Raw genomic sequence first — 20,240 nt, 5'->3', positions numbered from 1 at the left:
CACTCTCCGCGCCCCTTTTCTTACCCATCGATCCGGTCAGAGTTTTTCAGTCAGCTCCGGCACGACCTTGAACAGATCGCCGACAAGTCCGATGTCCGCCACCTGAAAAATCGGCGCGTCCTCGTCCTTGTTGATGGCGATGATGGTCTTGCTGTCCTTCATGCCGGCCAAGTGCTGGATCGCCCCGGAAATGCCCACGGCGATATAGACTTCCGGCGCGACGATCTTGCCGGTCTGCCCGACCTGATAGTCGTTGGGAACATAGCCCGCGTCGACGGCGGCGCGGCTCGCGCCGACAGCCGCGCCCAGCTTGTCGGCCAGCGGGAAGATCAGCTGCTCGAACGTTTCCCCGTCCTTCAGCGCACGGCCGCCCGATACGATCACCTTGGCGCTGGTCAGCTCCGGCCGCTCCAGCTTGGCGATCTCGGCGCCGACGAAGGACGACAGGCCCGCGTCCCCGGTCGAGGTGACCGATTCAACCGTACCCGACCCGCCTTCCGACGCAGCCTTTTCAAAGGCCGTGCCGCGGACGGTGATGACCTTCTTGGCGTCCTTGGACTTGACCGTGGCGATCGCGTTGCCGGCGTAGATCGGACGCGTGAACATGTCTTCGCCCTCAACCGACAATATGTCGCTGATCTGCATGACGTCCAGCAAGGCCGCGACGCGGGGCGCGATATTCTTGCCGTTGCTGGTCGCTGGCACAACGAAGGCATCATGATCGGCCATCAGCTGCACCACCAACGGTGCGACATTTTCCGCCAGCGCATGGCCGAGCGCCGCGTCATCGGCGACATGGACCTTGCCCACGCCTGCGATCTTTGCGGCGGCCTCAGCCACGCCGGCGACGCTTTCGCCGGCGACCAGCAGATGCACTTCGCCCAGCTTGGCGGCGGCGGTTACAGCGGACAAGGTGGCGTCCTTGACTGCACCGCCTTCATGTTCAACCCATACCAGCGTCTTCATGCGGCTACTCCCATGGACTTGAGCTTGGCGACCAGTTCATCGACATCGGCCACCTTGACGCCGGCCGAGCGCTTGGCCGGTTCCGCGACCGACACTGTTTCCAGGCGCGGGCTGATATCGACGCCATAGTCCGCAGGCATCTTGTTCGCGAGCGGCTTGGACTTGGCCTTCATGATATTGGGCAGCGACGCATAGCGCGGCTCGTTCAGGCGCAGGTCGGTGGTGATGATGGCCGGGGTGGTCAGCTTCACCGTCTCCAGCCCGCCATCGACCTCGCGCGTGACGCTGACCGCATCGCCTTCCATTTCGACCTTGCTGGCGAAGGTGCCCTGCGGCCGACCAAGCAGCGCGGCGAGCATCTGGCCGGTCTGGTTGCTGTCATCGTCGATCGCCTGCTTGCCCAGGATGATGAGGCCGGCACCTTCTTCTTCCTGCACCTTGGCGAGCAGCTTGGCGACGCCCAGCGGCTCTACTTCATCGTCGGTCTGGATGAGGATCGCGCGGTCAGCGCCCATGGCGAGGGCCGTGCGCAGCGTTTCCTGCGCCTTGGCGACGCCGATCGACACCACCACCACTTCGCTCGCCGCGCCCTTTTCCTTCAGGCGAATGGCTTCTTCGACCGCGATTTCGTCGAACGGGTTCATGCTCATCTTGACGTTGGCCAGGTCGACGCCCGTCCCGTCCGCCTTCACCCGCGGCTTCACATTATAGTCGATGACCCGTTTCACGGGCACAAGGATCTTCATTTCAACATCCTCCTTATGAAAAATGCCAACGCGGGCGCGGGCAGTCCGTTTCCGGACCACCCGCACCCTGTTGGGTATCTGGGGCTAGGCGGGGAGAGCGATCAGGCCGCCTTCCTCACTTCCGCCACGATCTTCTTTGCCGCGTCGCCCAGATCATCCGCCGGGACGATCGGCAGGCCCGAATTGGCCAATATGTCCTTGCCTTCCTGAACATTGGTGCCTTCCAGGCGAACGACCAGCGGAACCGACAGGTTCACTTCCTTGGCGGCGGCGACAATGCCATTGGCAATGATGTCGCACTTCATGATGCCGCCGAAGATGTTGACCAGGATGCCCTTGACCGCCGGGTCCTTCAGGATGATCTTGAAGGCTGCCGTCACCTTCTCCGTGGTGGCGCCGCCGCCCACGTCCAGGAAGTTGGCGGGGAATTCGCCGTTCAGCTTGATGATGTCCATCGTCGCCATGGCAAGGCCCGCGCCGTTCACCATGCAGCCGATGTTGCCATCCAGCTTGATGTAGGCGAGGTCATATTTCGAAGCTTCGACCTCGGCGGCGTCTTCCTCGGTCAAGTCGCGCAGCTCGGCAATGTCCTTGTGACGGAACATGGCGTTGCCGTCGAAGCCGACCTTGGCATCAAGCACCAGCAGGTTGCCCTGTTCGGTCAGCGCCAGCGGGTTGACCTCGATCTGCTCGGCATCGGTGTCCAGGAACGCGGCATAGAGCGAAGAGGCGACCTTGGCGGCCTGCTTCGCCTGATCGCCGGTGAGGCCCAGCGCGGCGGCGACGGCGCGGCCATGGTGCGGCTGGAAGCCCGAAGCGGGATCGACCGAGAAGCTGTGGATTTTTTCAGGGGTCGAATGGGCGACTTCCTCAATATCCATGCCGCCTTCGGTCGACACGACGAAGGCGATGCGGCTGGTGGCGCGATCGACCAGCAGCGCAAGGTAGAATTCCTTGGCGATGTCGGCGCCATCGGTGATGTAGAGGCGATTGACCTGCTTGCCCGCTTCGCCGGTCTGGATCGTGACCAGCGTATTGCCCAGCATGTCGGTCGCGTGGGCCTTGACCTCGTCCAGGTTGAAGGCGAGGCGGACGCCGCCCTTCGCTTCGGGGGCCAGTTCCTTGAACTTGCCCTTGCCGCGGCCACCAGCGTGGATTTGCGACTTCACGACATAAAGCGGCCCGGGCAGCTTCTTGGCGGCCTCGACGGCTTCCTCGACGGAGAAGGCGGGATAGCCGGCGGCGATCGGTGCGCCATATTTCGCCAGCAATTCCTTGGCCTGATATTCGTGAATATTCATGGGCTCGCCCGTCCTTTTGCGTTTCAAGCTGTTGGGTCGGGAGTAAGCACAGCCGCTAGCCAGCGGCCAGAAGATTTTGCAAAATCACTTTGCAAAATTGCAAAACGAAAATGGCTCGATTGACTCCGACGGTGCGAAACGCGCGCTAGAATGAGCAGGAAAAGGCCGCTTTTGCCGATATGGCCACGATCTGCGGATCGCCCATGGCCCGCAGTTTGTGCACCAATTCCTCGATCGTGAGCGGTTCGCTTGGCGACTTGCGGAGCGTGCCAAGCGACTGGAGCTTTTGCAATTGAGCGATGCTCAACTTGGACGCCATCCTTTTGGCCATGCACCGGGCCATATCCTTCGGCAGGCCGGCGTCCTCCAGCCCGGCCGCCAAACGCGATTCGGGCGACAGGCTCGTGCAGGCGGCGAGCAGAGGGAGCAGGAGAAGGGCGGCGCGCATGGTGCGAAAGGCTGTGGCGGTCATCGCCCGGTCATGGCAACGCCTGGTTGAACGGAGCCTAAACGGTGCTCCCAAAAGGACATGAGGTCATGGACAGGATTTTCGCCGCGCTTTCCCACCGCATCGCCAGCTGGGCGGGCCAGCCGGCCGCCTTCATCCTGGCGACGCTGACCGTCCTTGTCTGGCTCGTGACCGGTCCGGTTTTCGCTTATTCGGATACCTGGCAGCTAGTGATCAACACAGGCACCACCATCGTCACCTTCCTGATGGTGTTCCTGATCCAAAATGCCCAGAACCGCGATGGCGCCGCCATTCAGGCAAAGTTGGATGAACTGATTCGCGCAATCGACAGCGCCCGCAACGACTTCATTGGAATCGAACATCTGACCGAGGCGCAACTGGAACGCATCCGGCAGGTGCTGGAGCGCGAATGCGGGGACGACGTCACGCATAAGCTGGCGATCGAACGCCTGATAGAGCGGCGCTGAGGCGCGCCGCCGGCCTTGGCGTCAGTGAGCGCGCTCGACCATTTCGACATTGGTGCGGCGATAGGCGTCGATCTGATCGCTATAGCCGCGCGCAAGCCCTTCATAGGCGGCGCGCCCTTGTCTCGACGGGCTGGATTGCGCCCGCGCCATCGACATCTGCTGACGCAGCAGCAGATAATTGACATCTGTTTCCCTGGTCATGATCGCCTTCCTCCGATTGCGTGAGTCTGGTCGAAAAAGGCTGTCGATGCAAAAGCGACAGCCCGGCGATCATAGCATGATCCCAGGGTTACGCGAACCGATTATCCGGCTGCGATTTCAGGCCGTCGCTCGCCCGGCGCGGCCCAGCGCAGGACCGCAAAACCGACCAGCGCCGACAGCAGCGATCCCATCAATATGCCGCCCTTGGCTTCTTCCACCAAAATGGCCTGCCCTGGGAAGGCGAGGCCCCCGATGAACAGGCTCATGGTAAAGCCGATACCGCAAAGCAGAGACATGCCATAGATTTGCGCCCAATTGGCCCCGGACGGGCAATCGGCGATGTTGAACCGCACTGCGGCCCAGATCGCGCCAAAAATGCCAAGCTGCTTGCCGATGAACAAGCCCAGCGCGACGCCCAGCGGAAGCGGCTCCAGCAGTAGCGCGAACATTTGCGCATTGAGCGCCAGCCCGGCGTTCACGAACCCGAACAGGGGGATGATGAGATAGGCGCTCCAGGGGTGGACCGCATGTTCCAGCCGGTGCAGCGGACTGTCGATCGCATCGGGCGCGCCCGGCGTGCAGCGGATCGGAATGGTGAGCGCCGCCAGAACGCCGGCGACGGTCGCGTGCACGCCCGACAACAGGGTGAAATACCACAGCAGCGCGAACCCGATCATATAGGGCGTCAGCGCCTTTACCCCGGCGCGGTTCATGCCATACAGCACCGCCAGCACCGCCGCGGCCCCCGCCAGTGCGGTCATGTCCAGCCCCTGGGTATAAACCAGGGCGATGATCGCGACGGCACCCATGTCATCGACAATAGCGACCGCGGTCAGGAACAGCTTGAGCGATGCGGGCGCCCGGTCGCCCAGCAGCGCGAGCACGCCAATGGCAAAGGCGATGTCGGTCGCGGCCGGAATCGCCCAGCCATTGGTCAGCCCCGGCTCGCCGCCGGTGACGATCAGATAGACGATGGCGGGGAACACCATGCCCGCAATCGCTGCGAGCACGGGCAAGCGCCGCCGTTCCCAGGTGGAAAGTCCGCCGTCCAGAAACTCGCGCTTGATTTCCAACCCGACGACCAAAAAGAAAATCGCCATCAGCCCATCGTTGATCCACAGATGGACCGTCATCGGCCCAAGCTTGGGCGTCAGCGTGGGGCCGACCTGCGCGTGCACCAGATCATGATAGAAATGCCCCGCGGCGGGCAGGTTCGCGAGCAGCATGGCCAGCGCCGCAGCCAGGATGAGCAGGACCGCGCCGCCGGCTTCTCCGGTCAGAAAGTTCCTCAGGGCCGATGATGGGCGTTGGATCATGCGCGAATAATTCCTCTGTTTGCCATGCAGGGGGTTGGATAGCGGGAAGGCTGATGGCATCCTCTCCCCTGATTGGGCATGGGGGTCAAGCCTTTGGGGGCAGGGACGGCCGCGCTTCTTGTCGCGGTGCATCATGAAATCCTGCTCTTTGCGGCAGTCGGGCTCGCGATCGGGGGCCTGGACGATCTGTTGATCGACATCTTCTATTTCGGGCGCAAGGCCTGGCGTGACATCGTCATTTACGCTCGACACCAACGCATGACGGGCCCGGAGCTTCCGCATTCGCGACGACCCGGGAAAATCGCGGTCTTCGTGCCCGCATGGCAGGAATCGAACGTCATCGCCGCGATGCTGAATCACGCCCGCGACAGCTGGGGCGAAGCGCGCTATCGCATTTTCGTTGGCGTCTACCCCAATGATGATGCGACCATCGATGCAGTGGCAAACGTGGCGTGCGATGCCACCTGGTTGACGCTGTGCATCAATGATCGCGCGGGTCCGACCACGAAGGCCGATTGCCTGAACCTGCTCTGGCGCGCGATGCGGGCTGAGGAGGAACAGGGCGACTTTCGCTACAAGGCGATCATATTGCACGATGCGGAGGACGTCGTGCACGCCGACGAGATTCGCCTGTTCGACTTCATGGTCGACCGGTTTGATCTGGTCCAGTTGCCGGTGTTGCCACTGCGGGGCCGGGGCGGCTGGTGGCGGCGCGCGATTGCCGATCATTATGGCGACGAATTTGCCGAGAGCCATGGGAAATTGCTCAGCGTGCGCGAAGCGTTGGGGGCATCGGTGCCATCGGCGGGGGTCGCCTGCGCTTTCGAGCGGGACATGCTGGCGGCGCTTGCATCCGACGAAGCCACCGGGCCGTTCGATCCCGGTTCGCTGACGGAAGATTATGAGGCCGGGCTTCGCATTCGCGACATGGGCGGCCGCAGCGCCTTCGTGCGGATGCGTGACGCCTATGGCAATATCATCGCGACGCGGGAATTTTTCCCCGACAGCATCGACGCGGCGGTGCGGCAAAAGGCGCGCTGGACGATCGGCATCGCACTGGCCGGGTGGGACAGGCTGGGCTGGCGCGGCGGACCGGCTGAATTCTGGATGCGCCTGCGCGATCGGCGCGCGGTTCTGGCAGCGCTGGTGCTGTTTGCCGCCTATCTGACGCTGGTGCTCTGGGCGACCCTGGCGTTGCTGGCGCTCGTCATTCCATTTCCTGCCCGGCCTTTATCCCCGGCGCTGACGGGGCTGCTCTGGTTCAACCTGTTCCTGATGCTCTGGCGCATGGCGATGCGCTTCCTGTTCGTCGCCCGCGCCTATGGCCTGCGCGCGGGACTGGGCGCGGTGCCGCGCACGCTGATCGCCAATTATATCGGTATCCTCGCCGCGCGCCGCGCCATATTCCTGTATCTGAGGTCGCTCGCCGGGCAGCCGCTACGCTGGGACAAGACCCAGCATCGCTTTCCCGACCTCAAGACCGACCCATGATCCGCGCCCGTTCAGGCCGCCCGCTTCGCTTCCTCGCGGTCCTGATGCTGGGCTGGATTGGGCTACGCGTGATGGCCCAGATGGACTTTGCCGTGGAACCGACCGCGCTTGCTGTCGCGACGTCGCAACATGCGCCACACCGCATCGTCGCCGTCGCGCCGGTGCCATTGCGCATGGATCGTCCGCCGGTCCAAATCTTATGGCCCGTCGCTCGATCAGTCGGCGGCTCGAATGTCATGGTGCAGCCCGTCACCGTCGCGACGAAGCCGTCGGGAAATTTCGGCGCGCCAACCGACATGCTGGACTTCATCCGGCAAATGGTCGCCTTTTCCAATCGGCACTATGCCAGCCAGGATATGGGCGCGCGCCCATCGCCCATTCCCTTCGCAACGCCGCCGCCTGTTTCGAAACAAGTCCCATCCGCGCCTGATCGCTGGCAGGCGAGCGGCTGGCTGCTGGTGCGGCCGGGCAAGGCGTCCGCGGTTCAGACCGCGCCAGTGGGGCGCCTCGGCGGATCACAGGCCGGACTGCGCATCGACTATGCCCTTGCGTCATCCTCGCCCCATCGACCCGCGCTCTACGCCAGGGCTACGGCCGCGCTGCAAGACCCTGCCGCACCCGAAGCCGCAATCGGCCTTGCCGTCCGCCCGCTGCCCGACCTGCCGGTCAGCATCGGCATCGAACGGCGCGTGGCGCTTGGTTCGGGCGGCCGCAACGCCATGGCGATCGTGGGTGCTGGCGGCTTTGGGCCGGTGGACATCGCGCCGGGACTTTACGCCGAAGGCTATGGGCAGGCGGGCGTCGTCGGCTTCCGCAGGGGTGACCGGTTCGTCGATGGGCGCATTGCGCTGCTGGCGCCAGTGAAGGCGGGGGCGCTGCGGATCGGGGGCGCGATATCGGGCGGCGCGCAGCCGGGCGTCAGCCGGCTCGACATCGGCCCGGAAGTGCAACTGCGCCTGCCGCTGCCCCGCGCCAACGCGCGTCTGTCGATCGAATGGCGCGAACGCATTGCCGGCGATGCCGCGCCACCGTCGGGCCTCGCCATCACCCTTGCCACCGATTTTTGATCGGGGCGGCGCAACTCTCCTTTCTATCGGGCGGCTTTGCGATTAGGCCCTGAACCGCCATGGATCTTTACCTGCCCATTGCCAATCTATCCGTGAACGCGCTGGTCATTATCGGCCTTGGCGGGCTGGTTGGGCTGTTGTCCGGCATGTTCGGCGTGGGTGGCGGGTTTTTGACCACGCCTCTCCTGATCTTCTACGGCATCCCGCCAACGGTCGCGGCGGCGTCGGCGGCTTCGCAGGTCACGGGGGCCAGCGTGTCGGGCGTCGTCACGCATATGTCGCGCGGCACGGTCGATTTCCGCATGGGCGGGGTGCTGATCGCAGGCGGCATCGTCGGCGCGGGGATGGGGGTGTTCATCTTTCGCCTGCTGCAAAGCCTGGGCCAGATCGATACCGTCATCGGCATTCTCTATGTGCTGATGCTGGGCGGAATCGGCGGCCTGATGGCCAAGGAATCGATTCAGGCGCTGATCGCGCTCAAGACCGGCCGCAAGCCGCAGGCGAGCAAGCGGCGGCACCATCCGCTCGTCGCGGCCCTGCCCATGCGCTGGCGCTTCTATCGCTCGGGCCTCTATATCTCGCCGCTCGCACCCTTTCTGCTGGGCATGGCGACGGGCATCCTGACGATGTTGCTGGGGGTGGGCGGCGGCTTCATCCTGGTGCCCGCGATGCTGTATCTGCTGGGCATGACGACGCAATCGGTCGTCGGCACGTCCCTCTTCCAGATCCTGTTCGTCACCATGGCTACCACGATGATGCACGCCATGACGACCAAGGCGGTGGACCTCGTGCTGGCCATGCTGCTGCTGATCGGCAGCGTCACGGGCGCGCAGATCGGCACCCGCCTGTCGATGAAGCTGCGGCCCGAATATCTGCGCGTCCTGCTGGCTGCCATCGTGCTGCTGGTGGCCGCGCGCATGGCGCTGGGCCTGGGCTGGCGGCCCGACGAAATCTTCACGATCGAGGTGCGGTGATGCTGCGTCGCGCCAGCGCCCTGATCGCGGCCCTGCTGCTGCTTACCGGCGCGGACGAACCGCAACTGGTGCCCGACGTGTCGCAGCGCGAAGTGCAGATCCTCTACAGCTTCACCGGCGCTGACCTGCTGCTGTTTGGCGCGATCGTCTATCCCGGCGGCGTGCGCCCGGACAAGCCGGCCGACATCGTCGTGGTTCTAAAAGGCCCCGAACAGTCGATCCAGATGCGCGAAAAGCAGAAGGTGGCGGGCATATGGGTCAATGCCGACAGCGCCCGGTTCGAATCCGCGCCCAGCTTCTATGCCATGGCCTCCTCACGCCCGATCAGCCAGATCGTCGATGAACGCACCGCCGCCATTTACGAACTGGGCGTGGACAAGCTGCAATTGTCGCCGTCCTCGCTTAACGACAGCGCGGAACTGAACCGTTTTCAGGCTGGCCTTGTCGACCTGCGCGACCGGGCGGGACTGTTTGTCGAGCGGCAGGGCACGGTGGAAATCACCGACGGCGTTCTCTACCGCGCGCGCCTGCCGCTGTCTGCCCGCGTCATCGTCGGCGACTATACGGCCGAAACATTTCTGGTGCAGGATGGCCGCGTCGTCGCCGCCGCCGTGCGCGACATCACTGTGCGCAAATCGGGCTTCGAACAGTTCATGGCGGTCGCGGCCGAACAATGGCCCTTTTTCTACGGCCTGACCGCGATTGCGCTGGCCGTGGCGATGGGCTGGGCAGCAGGCGCGATCGCGCGGCGCATCTGATCCTGTCGCTGCGGGAATGATGATCAGCATGACTGACCCGTCCGGCGGCCCGCACCCGGCCCGCGCCATCGGTTTTGGCGCAGGTGACTATGCCTTCAACCTCTTCTGGCAGACCGTCACGCTCTATCTGCTGTTCTTCTACACAGATGCCCTGGGCCTGACACCCGAAGCGGCGGGGCTGGTGATGATGGTCGGCGCCATTGCCGACGGGCTGGCGGACCTGGCCATCGGCATTGCTGCGGATCGTTGGCGTCTGCGATATCGCCGTATCATCGCCTGGTGGGCCGCGCCGCTCGCGATGTCCTTCGTCCTGTTGTTCCAGCGGCCGGCGGGTGGCGCGGAATGGCTGTTACCGGTGGTGATGGCGACCCATGTCGCCTTCCGCATCCTCTATGCGCTGGTAAACCTGCCCTATGCGGCCTGGTCGACCCGTGTCAGCCCGCACGCCCGCGACCGCACCTTGATGTCGGGATCGCGCATGACCTTCGGCGCGCTGGGTGCGGTCACGGTCGCCTGGGTTATGCCCGCCGGTGGGGATCATTATGCCGGCGTGGCGATGCTGCTGGCTGGCGTCGCAGCCCTGGTGCTGTGGATCGTGGTGTGGCGCGTCCCCGAAGCCATCGCGCCGGTGCCCCCCAGGCCGGCCCGTCACGCCCTGACGCAGGACCTGGCTGCGATCGCGCGCAACCGTGCCTTCCTGATGCTATGCGCCGCGACATTCTGCGCCACGGTTGCGGGCGCGATCATCGGTCATTCGGTTCTCTATTATTTCGCCCATGTGCTGCTTGACGCAGGGGCGGGCAAACGGGCGCTGGCGGTGATGGGCGTGATCGGCGCGGTTGCCGTGCCGCTCTGGACGATGGTCGCCTTGCGCTGGAGCGCCCAGCCCAGCTGGCTTGCTGCGGCCTGCCTCGCACTGCTGGCGCTGGCGGTGCTGCCGCTCTGGCCCGGTGCGCCCGATATTGGCATTTCCATCGCCATGCTGGCGGTGATCCAGGTCGCGCTCAGCGGTTTTCATCTTGCCGCCTGGGCACTTCTGCCAATGAGCGTCGATCAAGGCGAGGCGCGAACCGGCGTGCGTGTGGAGGCAACCGCCTTCAGCCTGTTCATGCTGGTGCAGAAAATCGGTCTGGGCCTTGCCGCGCTGTTTCTGGGTCTGGCCTATGCGATGGGCGGCTATGCCGGCGGCGAGCCCGATGCGGCGGGCAGGGACGTTATCACCTGGGTGATGATCGCGGGACCAGCGATCATGATCGCGGCGGGGGGCGCGATCATGATGCTGGCGCCGCTGCGCGGCCGGGTCGATCAGGCGAGCGTGAATATGTCGGACACGCCCTCTGCCTGAGCGGACGGCGCGATCCAAAGGCGGAATTCGCCCGGCTCCACTGTCGGCTGCATGTCCTGCCCCAAAAACAGCAGCTCTTCACGCCTGATAGTAAAGCGCACCTCCCGCGATTCGCCGGGCTTCAACGTCACGCGCTGAAACGCCTTCAATTCGCGTACCGGCCGGGTGATGCTGGCGGTGATGTCCTGCACATAGAGCTGCGCCACCTCCGTCGCTTCATGGCGTCCGCTGTTGCGCAGCGTAGCGGTAACGGTCAGTTCGCCGCCCGCGCTCAGCCGGCCCGTTCCCATGTCGATCGCGCTGTAGACGATCTCGCCATAGGTCAGGCCATGACCGAAGGGATAGAGTGCGGCATTGGGCGCGTCGCGATAATGGGCCTTATAGGCGACACGCGGGCCGGGCGGATTGGGGCGGCCGGTATTCTTGTGCGCATAATAAAGCGGCTCCTGCCCGCTTTCATAGGGGAAGCTGCACGGCAAACGCGCCGAAGGATTGGCGAGGCCAAACAATATGTCGGCGGTCGCCATGCCCGACATCGACCCCAGGAACCAGGTCGCCAGGATCGCTTGCGCATCCTTGACCGCGCCGTGGAGCGCCAGCGCGCGGCCATGACGCAGCAGCACAACCATCGGCTTGCCAGTGGCGGCGACGGCCTCCGCCAATGCCATTTGCGGCGCGGGGATCACGATATCGGTGCGCGACTGCGCCTCACCCGACATGGTCTGGCTTTCGCCCACGGCCAGCACGACGATATCGGCGGCTTGCGCGGCCGCAACCGCCGCCTCGATGCCGCCCCTGATCGGCTTGTCCACGCCCGATCCGTCGACCGCGACGATGGCATCCGGGTCGGCGGCGACCGCGCGCATGCCCGTCAGCAGGTCGATCGCGTCCGCGTCGGTGCCATAGACATTCCACGGTCCGACCAGATCGCGCTGCCCCTGCGCGAACGGGCCGATCAGCGCGATTGTCTTGCCCTGACGGGGCAGGGGCAGCAGATCATCCTCATTTTTGAGCAGCACGATCGACCGGCACGCCGCGTCGCGCGCAACCTCCAGATGCGCAGGCGTGCGCACCAGCGTCTTTTCCCGGCTGGGGTCGATCCGCCGGAACGGATCGTCGAACAGGCCCAGCTTCGCCTTGAGCGCCAGCACGCGCCGCACTGCCTGATCCAGCCGCGCCATCGGCACTTCGCCCGATTTCACCAGGTCAGGCAGATGCTCTATATAGAAGCCCGACTGCATCGACATGTCGACTCCGGCCAGGAACGCCAGCTTGGTCGCTTCGCGCGCATCGGCGGCAAAGCCATGGGCGATGAGTTCCATGTCGCCGGTATAATCCGACACGACCAGCCCGTCGAAATGCCATTCGTCGCGCAGCACGTCGCTCAGCAGCCAATGATTGGCGGTGGCGGGAACCCCCGACAATTCATTGAACGACGCCATGATCGTCGCCGCCTGCGCATCCAGCGCCGCCTGGAAGGGCGGGAAATAGACCTCGCGCAGAGTCCGTTCCGACACGTCGACGCTGTTATAGTCCAGCCCCCCCTCGGCCGCGCCATAGGCGGCGAAATGCTTGGCGCATGCGGCCATGGCGTCGGGCGCGGCCAGGCCAGCGCGTCCCTGGAACCCGCGCACGCGCGCGTCGGCCATGATGCGGCTCAGCAGCACATCCTCGCCCGCGCCCTCGATCCCGCGGCCCCAGCGCTGGTCGCGGGCAATGTCGACCATCGGCGCGAAGTTCCAGTCGATGCCCGCCGCCGTGGCCTCGATGGCCGCGATCCGCGCTGTGCGTTCGGCAAGTTCGGGATCGAAGCTGCCCGCTTCTGCGAGCGGCATGGGAAACACGGTGCGAAAACCATGAATCACGTCGGCAGCAAAGATCAGCGGGATTTTGAGGCGGCTCTTTTCCACCGCCATCGTTTGCATCTGTCGCGCCATCTCCGCGCCATTGCCATTGAACACGCCGCCGACATGGCCGCGCCGCACATCGTCCATCTGCTGGCGAAAGCTGGCGCGCGACGGCGATGTGGGATTGAGCGCATTGGCCGCGCCGCCAGCCCAGGCCGCAGCCATCAGCGTGACCTGACCGGCCTTTTCCTCCACCGTCATCCGCGCGATCAGCGCGTTCAGATCGGTCGATGCCGCCGCGCTTCCGTCCATCTGCGCCATCAGCGCGCGTGCGGGCGAGGATGCCCATGCCACCACCGCGCCGGCACCCATCAGCCATGCGCGCCGGGATACAGAAGAGGGTGGTCGCATGTCATTCTCCTAAAGATCGGGCGCGTGTCCAATGTCCTTATTGCACCGTTTGCACGCCCACTTGCAGTGGCCAGAGGATTCTTGTAACCGGTTACAAGCTGGCCCGGCAAGTCATGGGGCCGATAAATATTTTACCGGACGGATTGAGGATGACGGGAAAGGACATAGGGCAAGCGACCATTCGCGACGTCGCGCGCGAAGCCGACGTGTCGGTCGCATCCGTGTCGCGCGTGTTCAACCGGCTGCCCAACGTGCGTCCCGAACTCAAGGAGCGGGTGGAGCAGGCCGCGCGTAAGCTCCACTATGTCCCCCATGCCGGTGCCCGCAATCTCAGCATGGCGCGCACCGGCGCGATCGGCATCGTCCTGCCCGACCTGCACGGTGAATATTTCTCCGAAATGCTGCGCGGCATGGAGCGGGAAGCCGCCTTGCATCAACGCCATCTGCTCCTGTCCAACATGCATCTGGATATCGGCCACGGAATCGAAGCGCTGCGTAACATGCGCGGGCGGGTCGATGGCTTGATCGTCATGGCCCCGCATCTGAACCTGGATGATCTGTTCGCGCAGCTGCCCCCCGGCATCCCCGCCGTCCTGCTCAATTGCCGGGCCAATGGTCTGGGGATGCCGGAATTGCGGGTCGACAATGTGGCGGGCGCGGCCACCATGGTGCGGCACCTGGTCGATTGCGGTCATCGCGCCATCGTCCATGTCGAAGGGCCGGAGGGCAATGTCGAAGCGGCCGACCGCGCGCGGGGCTATGCTCAGGCGATGGAAGCGGCGGGTCTCAAACCCGTCATCCTCCCCGGCAATTTCGACGAGGAATCCGGTCGCCGCGCCGTCGATCGCCTTCAGGCCGAGCAAGTCGATGTCGACGCCATCTTCGCAGCAAACGACATGACGGCGATCGGCGTCATGGTCGCGCTGCGTGATATGGGCGTCGATGTGCCCACGCAGGTGGCGGTCGCGGGCTTCGACAATATACCGCTCGCTCGGCTCATCAGTCCGGGCCTCACCACCATGGCGGTCGATATCGCCGACATGGGCGCGCGCGGCATCAACCGCCTCGTCGCGCTAATCGACGGCGAAGCCGTTCCGCAGATGGAACTAAGGCAACCCGGCCTCATTATCCGCACCAGTAGCCAGCTTTCAGCTGCGTAACAAAAGTCCCGTTCGGGGAAACAGGGTTAGAACAAGGGGAAGATGCATATGAGCAAGATGTCCGCAATCCGCCTGCTGCTTGTCGGCGCTACGTCGCTCAGCAGCCTGGCGGTCGCCATTCCGGCCGTGGCGCAGACCACGGTCGCTTCGATCCGTGGCCGCGTGACCGACAGCGCGGGCGCGCCTGTCGCGGGCGCGACGGTCACGCTGACGAGCGCCGGCACCAGCCGCGCCCAGACGACCACCACCAATGCCGGCGGTTCCTATATTCTGAACGGTGTGCGTGCGGGCACATACCGGATTTCCGTTTCCGACCCGGCGAAGGGATCGTTTCAGCGCGATATCGCCGTGGGCGTCGGCACCGCCGCCACGGTGGACGCGCAATTGTCCAGCGCGACTGACACGGCGGAGGGCGGCTCCACGGCCTCGGCCGATGGCGACGGCGCGCAGATCGTCGTCACCGGAAGCCGCTTGCGCGAAACCCGCACCAGCGAAATCGCGACCAACATCAGCCAGGAACAGCTGCGCGTCCTGCCGCAGACGGATCGCAATTTCCTGAGCTTCGCCGCGCTCGCGCCGGGCGTGCGCTACAACGACTCCGAAACCGACAAGAGCTTCTCGTCGGGCGCCTCGCCCGCCAGCCAGGTCAATGTGTTCATCGACGGCGTCAGCCTGAAAAACAAGCTGCGCGAAGGCGGCGTAGCGGGCCAGCAGAACAGCCGCGGCAACCCCTTTGGCCAGCTCGCCGTCCAGGAATTCCGCGTCATCACGCAGAATTACAAGGCGGAATATGAGCAGGCGGGCGCCGCCGTCATTACCGCCGTCACCAAATCGGGCACCAATGATTTTCATGGCGAAATTTTCGGTCAATATACCGACAAGTCGCTGACCGAAAAAAGCTTTATCGACAAGCGCGACGGCAATCCCAAGCCCGCTTTCGAGCGCAAGCAATATGGCGCGTCGCTCGGCGGTCCGATCATCAAGGACAAGCTGTTCTTCTTCGCTGCCTATGAAGGCAATGACCAGGATCGCGCCTTCAACGTGCGCTCCACCGGCGCGGCTGATGCGATCGCGGAATTCGAACGCTTTTCCGGCCGCGACATCACCGATTTCGAAGGGTCCTTCGTCAGCCCGTTCCGCAGCGATTTCTATTTCGGCAAGCTGACGCTGACCCCCGACGACTATCAGACGTTCGACGTGTCGTTCAGCCGGCGTGAGGAAAGTGACATTCAGGGCTTTGGCGGCAACACCGCCTATTCCTATGCCGAAAACAAGATCAACGTCGTCGATACCTACCAGTTCAAATGGACCTATGACGACGACACGATCCTCAACGAATTCAACGCCAGTTACCTGAATTATACGTTCAATCCGACGGCGCTCAATCCCGATCTGCCTGCCTATGACTATCAGGGTGTGATCCTGTTCGGCGGCAAGGATTCGACCCGGCGCGAAGTGCAACAAAGCTATAATTTCCGTAACGACATCACCTATACCGGCTTTACCGGCCATGCGATCAAGTTCGGCGCGCGCATCGAATTCACCGATATCAGCTTCGATAATCAGGCCTTCATCCAGCCGCGCTATTATTTCCGCCGCGAACCCAACAACAATCTCAACTTCGCCTTCCCGGCCGAAGCGCGTCTGGGCCTTGGTTCGGGCCTGATCCAGTCGTCCAATACGCAGCTTGGCCTCTATATTCAGGACGATTGGGACATCACCGACCGGTTGCAGCTCAACCTTGGCCTGCGCTGGGATTATGAAAGCAATGGCTTCAACAATCGCTACACCACGCCCCCGGCCGCAGCGGCGGCGCTGCGCGCGCTGACGACGATCTCCTATTTCAATCCCGAAGACTATATCACCGATGGCAATGACCGCAGCCCGTTCAAGGGCGCCTTTGCCCCGCGCTTCGGCTTTTCCTGGGATGTGAAGGGGGATCGCAGCACCGTCATCTTCGGTGGCGCTGGCCGCTATTATGACCGCAATAATTTCAACAACACGGTCGATGAACTGTCGCGCACCATCAACCCCATCGGTCTTTTCCGCTTCTCGGCCGACGGGCTCCCCCGCGATGGTCAGCCGACGGTCGCCTGGGACCCGGCTTATCTGACCCGCGACGGGTTGCTGGCGCTCATCAACAGCAACCCCGAAATCGGTTTGCCCGAATTGTTCGCGGTCAAGAACAACGCCAAGCCGCCGGTCAATGACCAATTCTCGCTGGGCGTGCGTCAGCGCGTGGGCATTTTCGAAGCCTCGCTGACTGCCTCCTACCAGCGGGGCAAGAATGGCTACACCAATCTGTTTGCGACCCGCAACGATGGCGGCTTTGGCACCTGCTGCGACGGCGATCTGCTCGCCGCGGTGCGCCAGGCGGGCTATTCCAACGTCATCATCGGCTATGACGGGCTGGATACCCGCTACAAGGCACTCTATTTCACGCTCGACAAAAATTACACCAAGGCGTCGGGCTGGGGCGTCAACATCGCCTATACGCTGGGCAAAGCGGAAAAGAATGGCGGCGATCTCTTCAGCCTCGATGCGCCCACGCCCGACGCCTATGGCTGGCGCAATTCGCCGGGCGACGAACGCCATCGCGTCGTCTTTTCCGGCATTGTCGACCTGCCGCTGGGTTTCCAGCTGTCGACGCTGACCACGCTGGGGTCGGGCCAGGCCTATCAGGTAACGGACGGCACCAACGGTGCATCGTCGGGCTTCAACGACTTTACCGCGCGCTATCCGGAAAAGAACTGCATCAAGGGGCTGTTCGCCTTCTGCGAAGTCAATGTGACGCTGGCCAAAAATTTCCCGCTGTTCGGTCGGGACGATCAGGTCAGCTTCGCGGTCGATGTCCTCAACCTCTTCAACAACAAGAATTTCCGCGACTTTGACGGCTTCTTCAACAACACGATCAACCCTGAAACCGGCGAAGTGACGGATCCGCTGCTGCCCGCCAATGGCGCGAACGCGGCGAACCTGCTCACATTGCCCCGGCGCATCCAGTTCCGGGTGGGTTATCGCTTCTGACGATGCCCATCATCGGGGCGGACGCGCGTTCCAGGACAGCGTCCGTCCCTGTATTTACGATTTGGAGGTGATGATTGCTCGATAGACGGACATTCATGGGCTCGGCCGGGGTAGGGCTGGCCGGGCTCGTGTCGGGATGCGCGACGCGCGCGCCTCAAGCGCCGATATCGACCGCGCCGGTCGCGGTCGATGGCTGGACCCGGCTCGATCAGCGCCCGGCGCTGGACGTTGAAGTCAGTCCGTTGATCGATGACATCCAGAAGCTCGCCTTTCGCTATTTCTGGGAAGTGACGGACGAAAAGACCGGCATGTCCCCCGACCGTTGGCCCACGCCCTCCTTCGTGTCCATTGCCGCAATGGGTTTTGCGTTGACCGCCTATCCGATCGGCGTCACCCATGGCTGGATCACCCGCGCCGAAGCGCGCGAGCGCACGCTCACCACGCTGCAGTTCCTCGCCGCCGCACCGATGGGGAACCAGCGATCGGGCGTCAGCGGCTATCGCGGCTTCTTCTATCACTTTCTGGGCTCGACCAAGGGCTATCGCTTCTCGCTGGCAGAACTCTCGACCATCGACACCGCGCTGTTGATGGCGGGGGTCCTGTTCGCGCAAAGCTGGTTCGACGACCCGATCGATGCCGACGAAGCGCGCATCCGCGATCTGGCCGAACAGCTCTATCGTGCGGTCGAATGGACTTGGATCACGCCGCGCGCGCCCTTCGTGTCGATGGGCTGGCATCCCGAAAGCGGCTTCATCCGTTCCGACTGGGAAATCTACAATGAAGGGATGATCCTCTATATATTGGGCATGGGGTCGCCGACGCATCCGCTGCGCGATGACACATGGAATGTATGGAGCACCCAGTTCGACAGCAGTTGGTCGTCGCGCTGGGGCGAGCCGCATTTGCATTTCGCGCCGATGTTCGGCCATCAATATAGCCATGTCTGGGTCGATTTCCGCGGCATCCGGGACCGGTTCATGACGCAGAAGGGCATCGACTATTTCGAAAACAGCCGCCGCGCGACCTATTGCCAGCGCAACTATGCGATCGAAAATCCGGGCAACTGGGCGGGCTATGGGCCGGACTGCTGGGGCCTGACCGCCTGCGATGGGCCGGGCGATTTCAAGATGATGCTGGGCGGCAAGGAACGCGAATTCTACAGCTATTCCGCGCGCGGACCGGGCGAGCGCGATGACGGCACGCTGGCCCCCACCGCGCTGCTGGGGTCGCTGCCCTTCGCGCCGGAAATCGTCGAGCCGACCGTGCAGGCCATGTATTTCCGCTATGGCGACCAGCTTTACGACAAATATGGCTTCCTCGACAGTTTCAACCCCACCATCGTCCGGCGTCCGGCGCAGCCTTTCCGCCATGGCGAATTCCGCCTGGGGGTCGGCTGGGTCGACAAGGATTATCTGGGCATTGATCAGGGGCCGATCGTCGCGATGATCGAAAATCACCGCACCGGCCTTGTCTGGAACACGATGCGAAAGAACCCGCATATCCGGCGCGGTTTGCAACGGGCGGGCTTTACCGGCGGCTGGCTGGGATGACGCTGGCGACGCTCGCCTTCCTGCTCGCCGCTGCGCAGCCTGTCGCGGCCGACGGTTTCGAACAGCCCGACCGGTGGACCGCCTCCGCGTCCGATGGCGTTGCCTCAAAGGTGTCGGACGTGCCGGGCGACGCAGGCCGGGCGCTGCGACTGGATTATGATTTCGGGTCGGTGTCGGGTTATGCCTTTGCCGCGCGCACCTTGCCGATCGACTGGCCGGACAATTACGTCCTGCGGGTCAAGCTACGGGGCGAGGGGGGCGTCAACGACCTCCAGCTCAAATTCACCGATGCGTCGGGCGATAATGTCTGGTGGGTGCAAAAGCTCAATTTTCGCCCATCGGCACAATGGCAGGAAGTGCGCATCCGCCCGCGCGATCTGGAATTCGCCTGGGGGCCGACCACGGATAAGAGCCTGCGCCACACCGGGCGCATGGAAATCGTGCTGGTGCGCGGCCGCGACGGTGGCAAGGGGCATGTCGAGATCGACGATCTGACGCTGGAACCGCTCCCGCCAGCGCCGCCGCCTTTGCCCCCCAAGGCCAGCGCCCCGGCCGTGCTGGATGGCGACAAATCGACCGTCTGGCATGGCCGACCTGGGCAGGTGCTTGACCTGGACCTCGGCGCGCCACAACGGCTCTCCGCCCTGCTGCTCGACTGGCAGGGCAAGGCGGCCTACCGCGTCGAAGGATCGCTGGACAAGCGCGCCTGGCAGACGTTGCGCACCGTGGATGCCGGCGATGGCGGCCAAAATCCGATTGCGCTCCACGGCGCGGAATCGCGCTATCTGCGCATCCGCCTGATCGGCGAAGGCGCTCTGGCCGAAGTCGCGGTCAAGGATATCGACTGGGCGCCCACGTCCAATGATTTCATCAGCCGCCTCGCCAGCCAAGCGCCGCGCGGCCGCTATCCGCGCGGCTTTACAGAACAACCCTATTGGACGCTCGTTGGCACGGACGGCGGCGCAATTGCGGGCCTGATCGGCGAAGATGGCGCGATCGAGCCGGCCAAGGGCAGCTATTCGGTCGAACCCTTCCTCACCGTCAATGGCGCCTCGGTCGACTGGGCCGACGTCACCACCAGCCAGAGCCTCGTCGACGGCAATCTCCCCATCGCCACCACAAGCTGGCAGGGACAGGGCTGGAC

At 63.9% G+C, this 20,240-nt stretch carries 17 protein-coding genes; 10 read left to right on the top strand and 7 right to left on the bottom strand.

The window, feature by feature from the left end:
- Window positions 1–36: 36 nt before the first annotated feature.
- The 4 genes from SKA58_RS11605 to SKA58_RS11590 form a co-directional block, all read right to left on the bottom strand.
- Complete coding sequence (locus SKA58_RS11605) at window positions 37–966, bottom strand: electron transfer flavoprotein subunit alpha/FixB family protein (RefSeq protein WP_009822627.1); 930 nt, start codon at window positions 964–966, stop codon at window positions 37–39.
- On the bottom strand, window positions 963–1,712 hold the full coding sequence (locus SKA58_RS11600; protein ID WP_009822626.1) for an electron transfer flavoprotein subunit beta/FixA family protein: 750 nt from the start codon (window positions 1,710–1,712) through the stop codon (window positions 963–965). Before SKA58_RS11600 ends, SKA58_RS11605 begins: the two co-directional genes overlap by 4 nt.
- Before the next feature lie 101 nt (window positions 1,713–1,813).
- Window positions 1,814–3,013, bottom strand: a complete 1,200-nt coding sequence (gene sucC / locus SKA58_RS11595; RefSeq protein WP_009822625.1) for an ADP-forming succinate--CoA ligase subunit beta — start codon at window positions 3,011–3,013, stop codon at window positions 1,814–1,816.
- A gap of 145 nt (window positions 3,014–3,158) precedes the next feature.
- Complete coding sequence (locus SKA58_RS11590) at window positions 3,159–3,485, bottom strand: hypothetical protein (RefSeq protein ID WP_009822624.1); 327 nt, start codon at window positions 3,483–3,485, stop codon at window positions 3,159–3,161.
- 65 nt (window positions 3,486–3,550) lie between these two features.
- Here SKA58_RS11590 and SKA58_RS11585 point away from each other — a divergent pair, with 65 nt between their 5' ends.
- Window positions 3,551–3,949 (top strand): low affinity iron permease family protein, encoded by a 399-nt coding sequence (locus SKA58_RS11585; protein WP_009822623.1) that lies wholly within the window; start codon window positions 3,551–3,553, stop codon window positions 3,947–3,949.
- Window positions 3,950–3,970: 21 nt separating this feature from the next.
- Here SKA58_RS11585 and SKA58_RS11580 read toward each other — a convergent pair whose 3' ends face one another.
- Window positions 3,971–4,150: a hypothetical protein gene (locus tag SKA58_RS11580; protein WP_009822622.1), complete on the bottom strand. Its 180-nt coding sequence runs from the start codon at window positions 4,148–4,150 to the stop codon at window positions 3,971–3,973.
- A gap of 101 nt (window positions 4,151–4,251) precedes the next feature.
- A complete protein-coding gene (gene nhaA, locus SKA58_RS11575) occupies window positions 4,252–5,466 on the bottom strand; it encodes a Na+/H+ antiporter NhaA (protein WP_009822621.1) in 1,215 nt (404 codons plus the stop codon).
- Window positions 5,467–5,544: 78 nt separating this feature from the next.
- On the opposite strand from nhaA, the gene SKA58_RS11570 reads away from it, so the two are divergent.
- Genes SKA58_RS11570 through SKA58_RS11550 form a run of 5 tightly spaced genes read left to right on the top strand, consistent with a single transcriptional unit; the run spans window position 5,545 to window position 11,101 of the window.
- Window positions 5,545–6,957 carry a glycosyl transferase family protein gene (locus SKA58_RS11570; RefSeq protein WP_009822620.1) on the top strand — a complete coding sequence of 471 codons (1,413 nt, stop codon included), beginning with the start codon at window positions 5,545–5,547 and terminating at the stop codon, window positions 6,955–6,957.
- The gene (locus SKA58_RS20075; protein ID WP_009822619.1) at window positions 6,954–8,024 is read left to right on the top strand and encodes a hypothetical protein; all 1,071 of its coding nucleotides are present in this window, start codon (window positions 6,954–6,956) and stop codon (window positions 8,022–8,024) included. Before SKA58_RS11570 ends, SKA58_RS20075 begins: the two co-directional genes overlap by 4 nt.
- 59 nt (window positions 8,025–8,083) lie before the next feature.
- Window positions 8,084–8,998: a sulfite exporter TauE/SafE family protein gene (locus SKA58_RS11560; protein ID WP_009822618.1), complete on the top strand. Its 915-nt coding sequence runs from the start codon at window positions 8,084–8,086 to the stop codon at window positions 8,996–8,998.
- Entirely contained in the window at window positions 8,998–9,756 is a 759-nt protein-coding gene (locus tag SKA58_RS11555; RefSeq protein WP_009822617.1) for a TIGR02186 family protein, read from the top strand. Before SKA58_RS11560 ends, SKA58_RS11555 begins: the two co-directional genes overlap by 1 nt.
- Window positions 9,757–9,784: 28 nt before the next feature.
- The gene (locus tag SKA58_RS11550) at window positions 9,785–11,101 is read left to right on the top strand and encodes an MFS transporter (protein ID WP_198005961.1); all 1,317 of its coding nucleotides are present in this window, start codon (window positions 9,785–9,787) and stop codon (window positions 11,099–11,101) included.
- On the opposite strand, the gene bglX is transcribed toward SKA58_RS11550, so the two are convergent.
- On the bottom strand, window positions 11,062–13,359 hold the full coding sequence (gene bglX / locus SKA58_RS11545) for a beta-glucosidase BglX (protein WP_037543045.1): 2,298 nt from the start codon (window positions 13,357–13,359) through the stop codon (window positions 11,062–11,064). The genes SKA58_RS11550 and bglX overlap by 40 nt on opposite strands.
- Window positions 13,360–13,508: 149 nt before the next feature.
- Here bglX and SKA58_RS11540 point away from each other — a divergent pair, with 149 nt between their 5' ends.
- The 4 genes from SKA58_RS11540 to SKA58_RS19500 all read left to right on the top strand — a co-directional run.
- A complete protein-coding gene (locus SKA58_RS11540) occupies window positions 13,509–14,519 on the top strand; it encodes a LacI family DNA-binding transcriptional regulator (RefSeq protein ID WP_009822614.1) in 1,011 nt (336 codons plus the stop codon).
- Between the two features lie 48 nt (window positions 14,520–14,567).
- Complete coding sequence (locus SKA58_RS11535; protein ID WP_009822613.1) at window positions 14,568–17,546, top strand: TonB-dependent receptor; 2,979 nt, start codon at window positions 14,568–14,570, stop codon at window positions 17,544–17,546.
- 95 nt (window positions 17,547–17,641) lie between these two features.
- Entirely contained in the window at window positions 17,642–19,096 is a 1,455-nt protein-coding gene (locus SKA58_RS11530; RefSeq protein WP_009822612.1) for a glucoamylase family protein, read from the top strand.
- Window positions 19,093–20,240 (top strand): galactose-binding domain-containing protein (locus SKA58_RS19500; protein ID WP_009822611.1); only part of this gene is annotated, 1,148 nt, incomplete at its 3' end. The genes SKA58_RS11530 and SKA58_RS19500, both read left to right, overlap by 4 nt.

Origin of the sequence: Sphingomonas sp. SKA58 (genome assembly GCF_000153545.1) — a bacterium.
GTDB classification, from domain to species: domain Bacteria; phylum Pseudomonadota; class Alphaproteobacteria; order Sphingomonadales; family Sphingomonadaceae; genus Sphingobium; species Sphingobium soli.
Note: the sequence above shows the minus strand (reverse complement) of the source record. Positions and strands in the feature narration are given on the sequence as shown.

Coding starts and splice junctions, on each gene's coding strand:
- SKA58_RS11605 (WP_009822627.1), bottom strand. CDS start 966: ATGAAGACGCTGGTATGGGTTGAACATGAAGGCGGTGCAGTCAAGGAC.
- SKA58_RS11600 (WP_009822626.1), bottom strand. CDS start 1,712: ATGAAGATCCTTGTGCCCGTGAAACGGGTCATCGACTATAATGTGAAG.
- sucC (WP_009822625.1), bottom strand. CDS start 3,013: ATGAATATTCACGAATATCAGGCCAAGGAATTGCTGGCGAAATATGGC.
- SKA58_RS11590 (WP_009822624.1), bottom strand. CDS start 3,485: ATGACCGCCACAGCCTTTCGCACCATGCGCGCCGCCCTTCTCCTGCTC.
- SKA58_RS11585 (WP_009822623.1), top strand. CDS start 3,551: ATGGACAGGATTTTCGCCGCGCTTTCCCACCGCATCGCCAGCTGGGCG.
- SKA58_RS11580 (WP_009822622.1), bottom strand. CDS start 4,150: ATGACCAGGGAAACAGATGTCAATTATCTGCTGCTGCGTCAGCAGATG.
- nhaA (WP_009822621.1), bottom strand. CDS start 5,466: ATGATCCAACGCCCATCATCGGCCCTGAGGAACTTTCTGACCGGAGAA.
- SKA58_RS11570 (WP_009822620.1), top strand. CDS start 5,545: ATGGGGGTCAAGCCTTTGGGGGCAGGGACGGCCGCGCTTCTTGTCGCG.
- SKA58_RS20075 (WP_009822619.1), top strand. CDS start 6,954: ATGATCCGCGCCCGTTCAGGCCGCCCGCTTCGCTTCCTCGCGGTCCTG.
- SKA58_RS11560 (WP_009822618.1), top strand. CDS start 8,084: ATGGATCTTTACCTGCCCATTGCCAATCTATCCGTGAACGCGCTGGTC.
- SKA58_RS11555 (WP_009822617.1), top strand. CDS start 8,998: ATGCTGCGTCGCGCCAGCGCCCTGATCGCGGCCCTGCTGCTGCTTACC.
- SKA58_RS11550 (WP_198005961.1), top strand. CDS start 9,785: ATGACTGACCCGTCCGGCGGCCCGCACCCGGCCCGCGCCATCGGTTTT.
- bglX (WP_037543045.1), bottom strand. CDS start 13,359: ATGCGACCACCCTCTTCTGTATCCCGGCGCGCATGGCTGATGGGTGCC.
- SKA58_RS11540 (WP_009822614.1), top strand. CDS start 13,509: ATGACGGGAAAGGACATAGGGCAAGCGACCATTCGCGACGTCGCGCGC.
- SKA58_RS11535 (WP_009822613.1), top strand. CDS start 14,568: ATGAGCAAGATGTCCGCAATCCGCCTGCTGCTTGTCGGCGCTACGTCG.
- SKA58_RS11530 (WP_009822612.1), top strand. CDS start 17,642: ATGGGCTCGGCCGGGGTAGGGCTGGCCGGGCTCGTGTCGGGATGCGCG.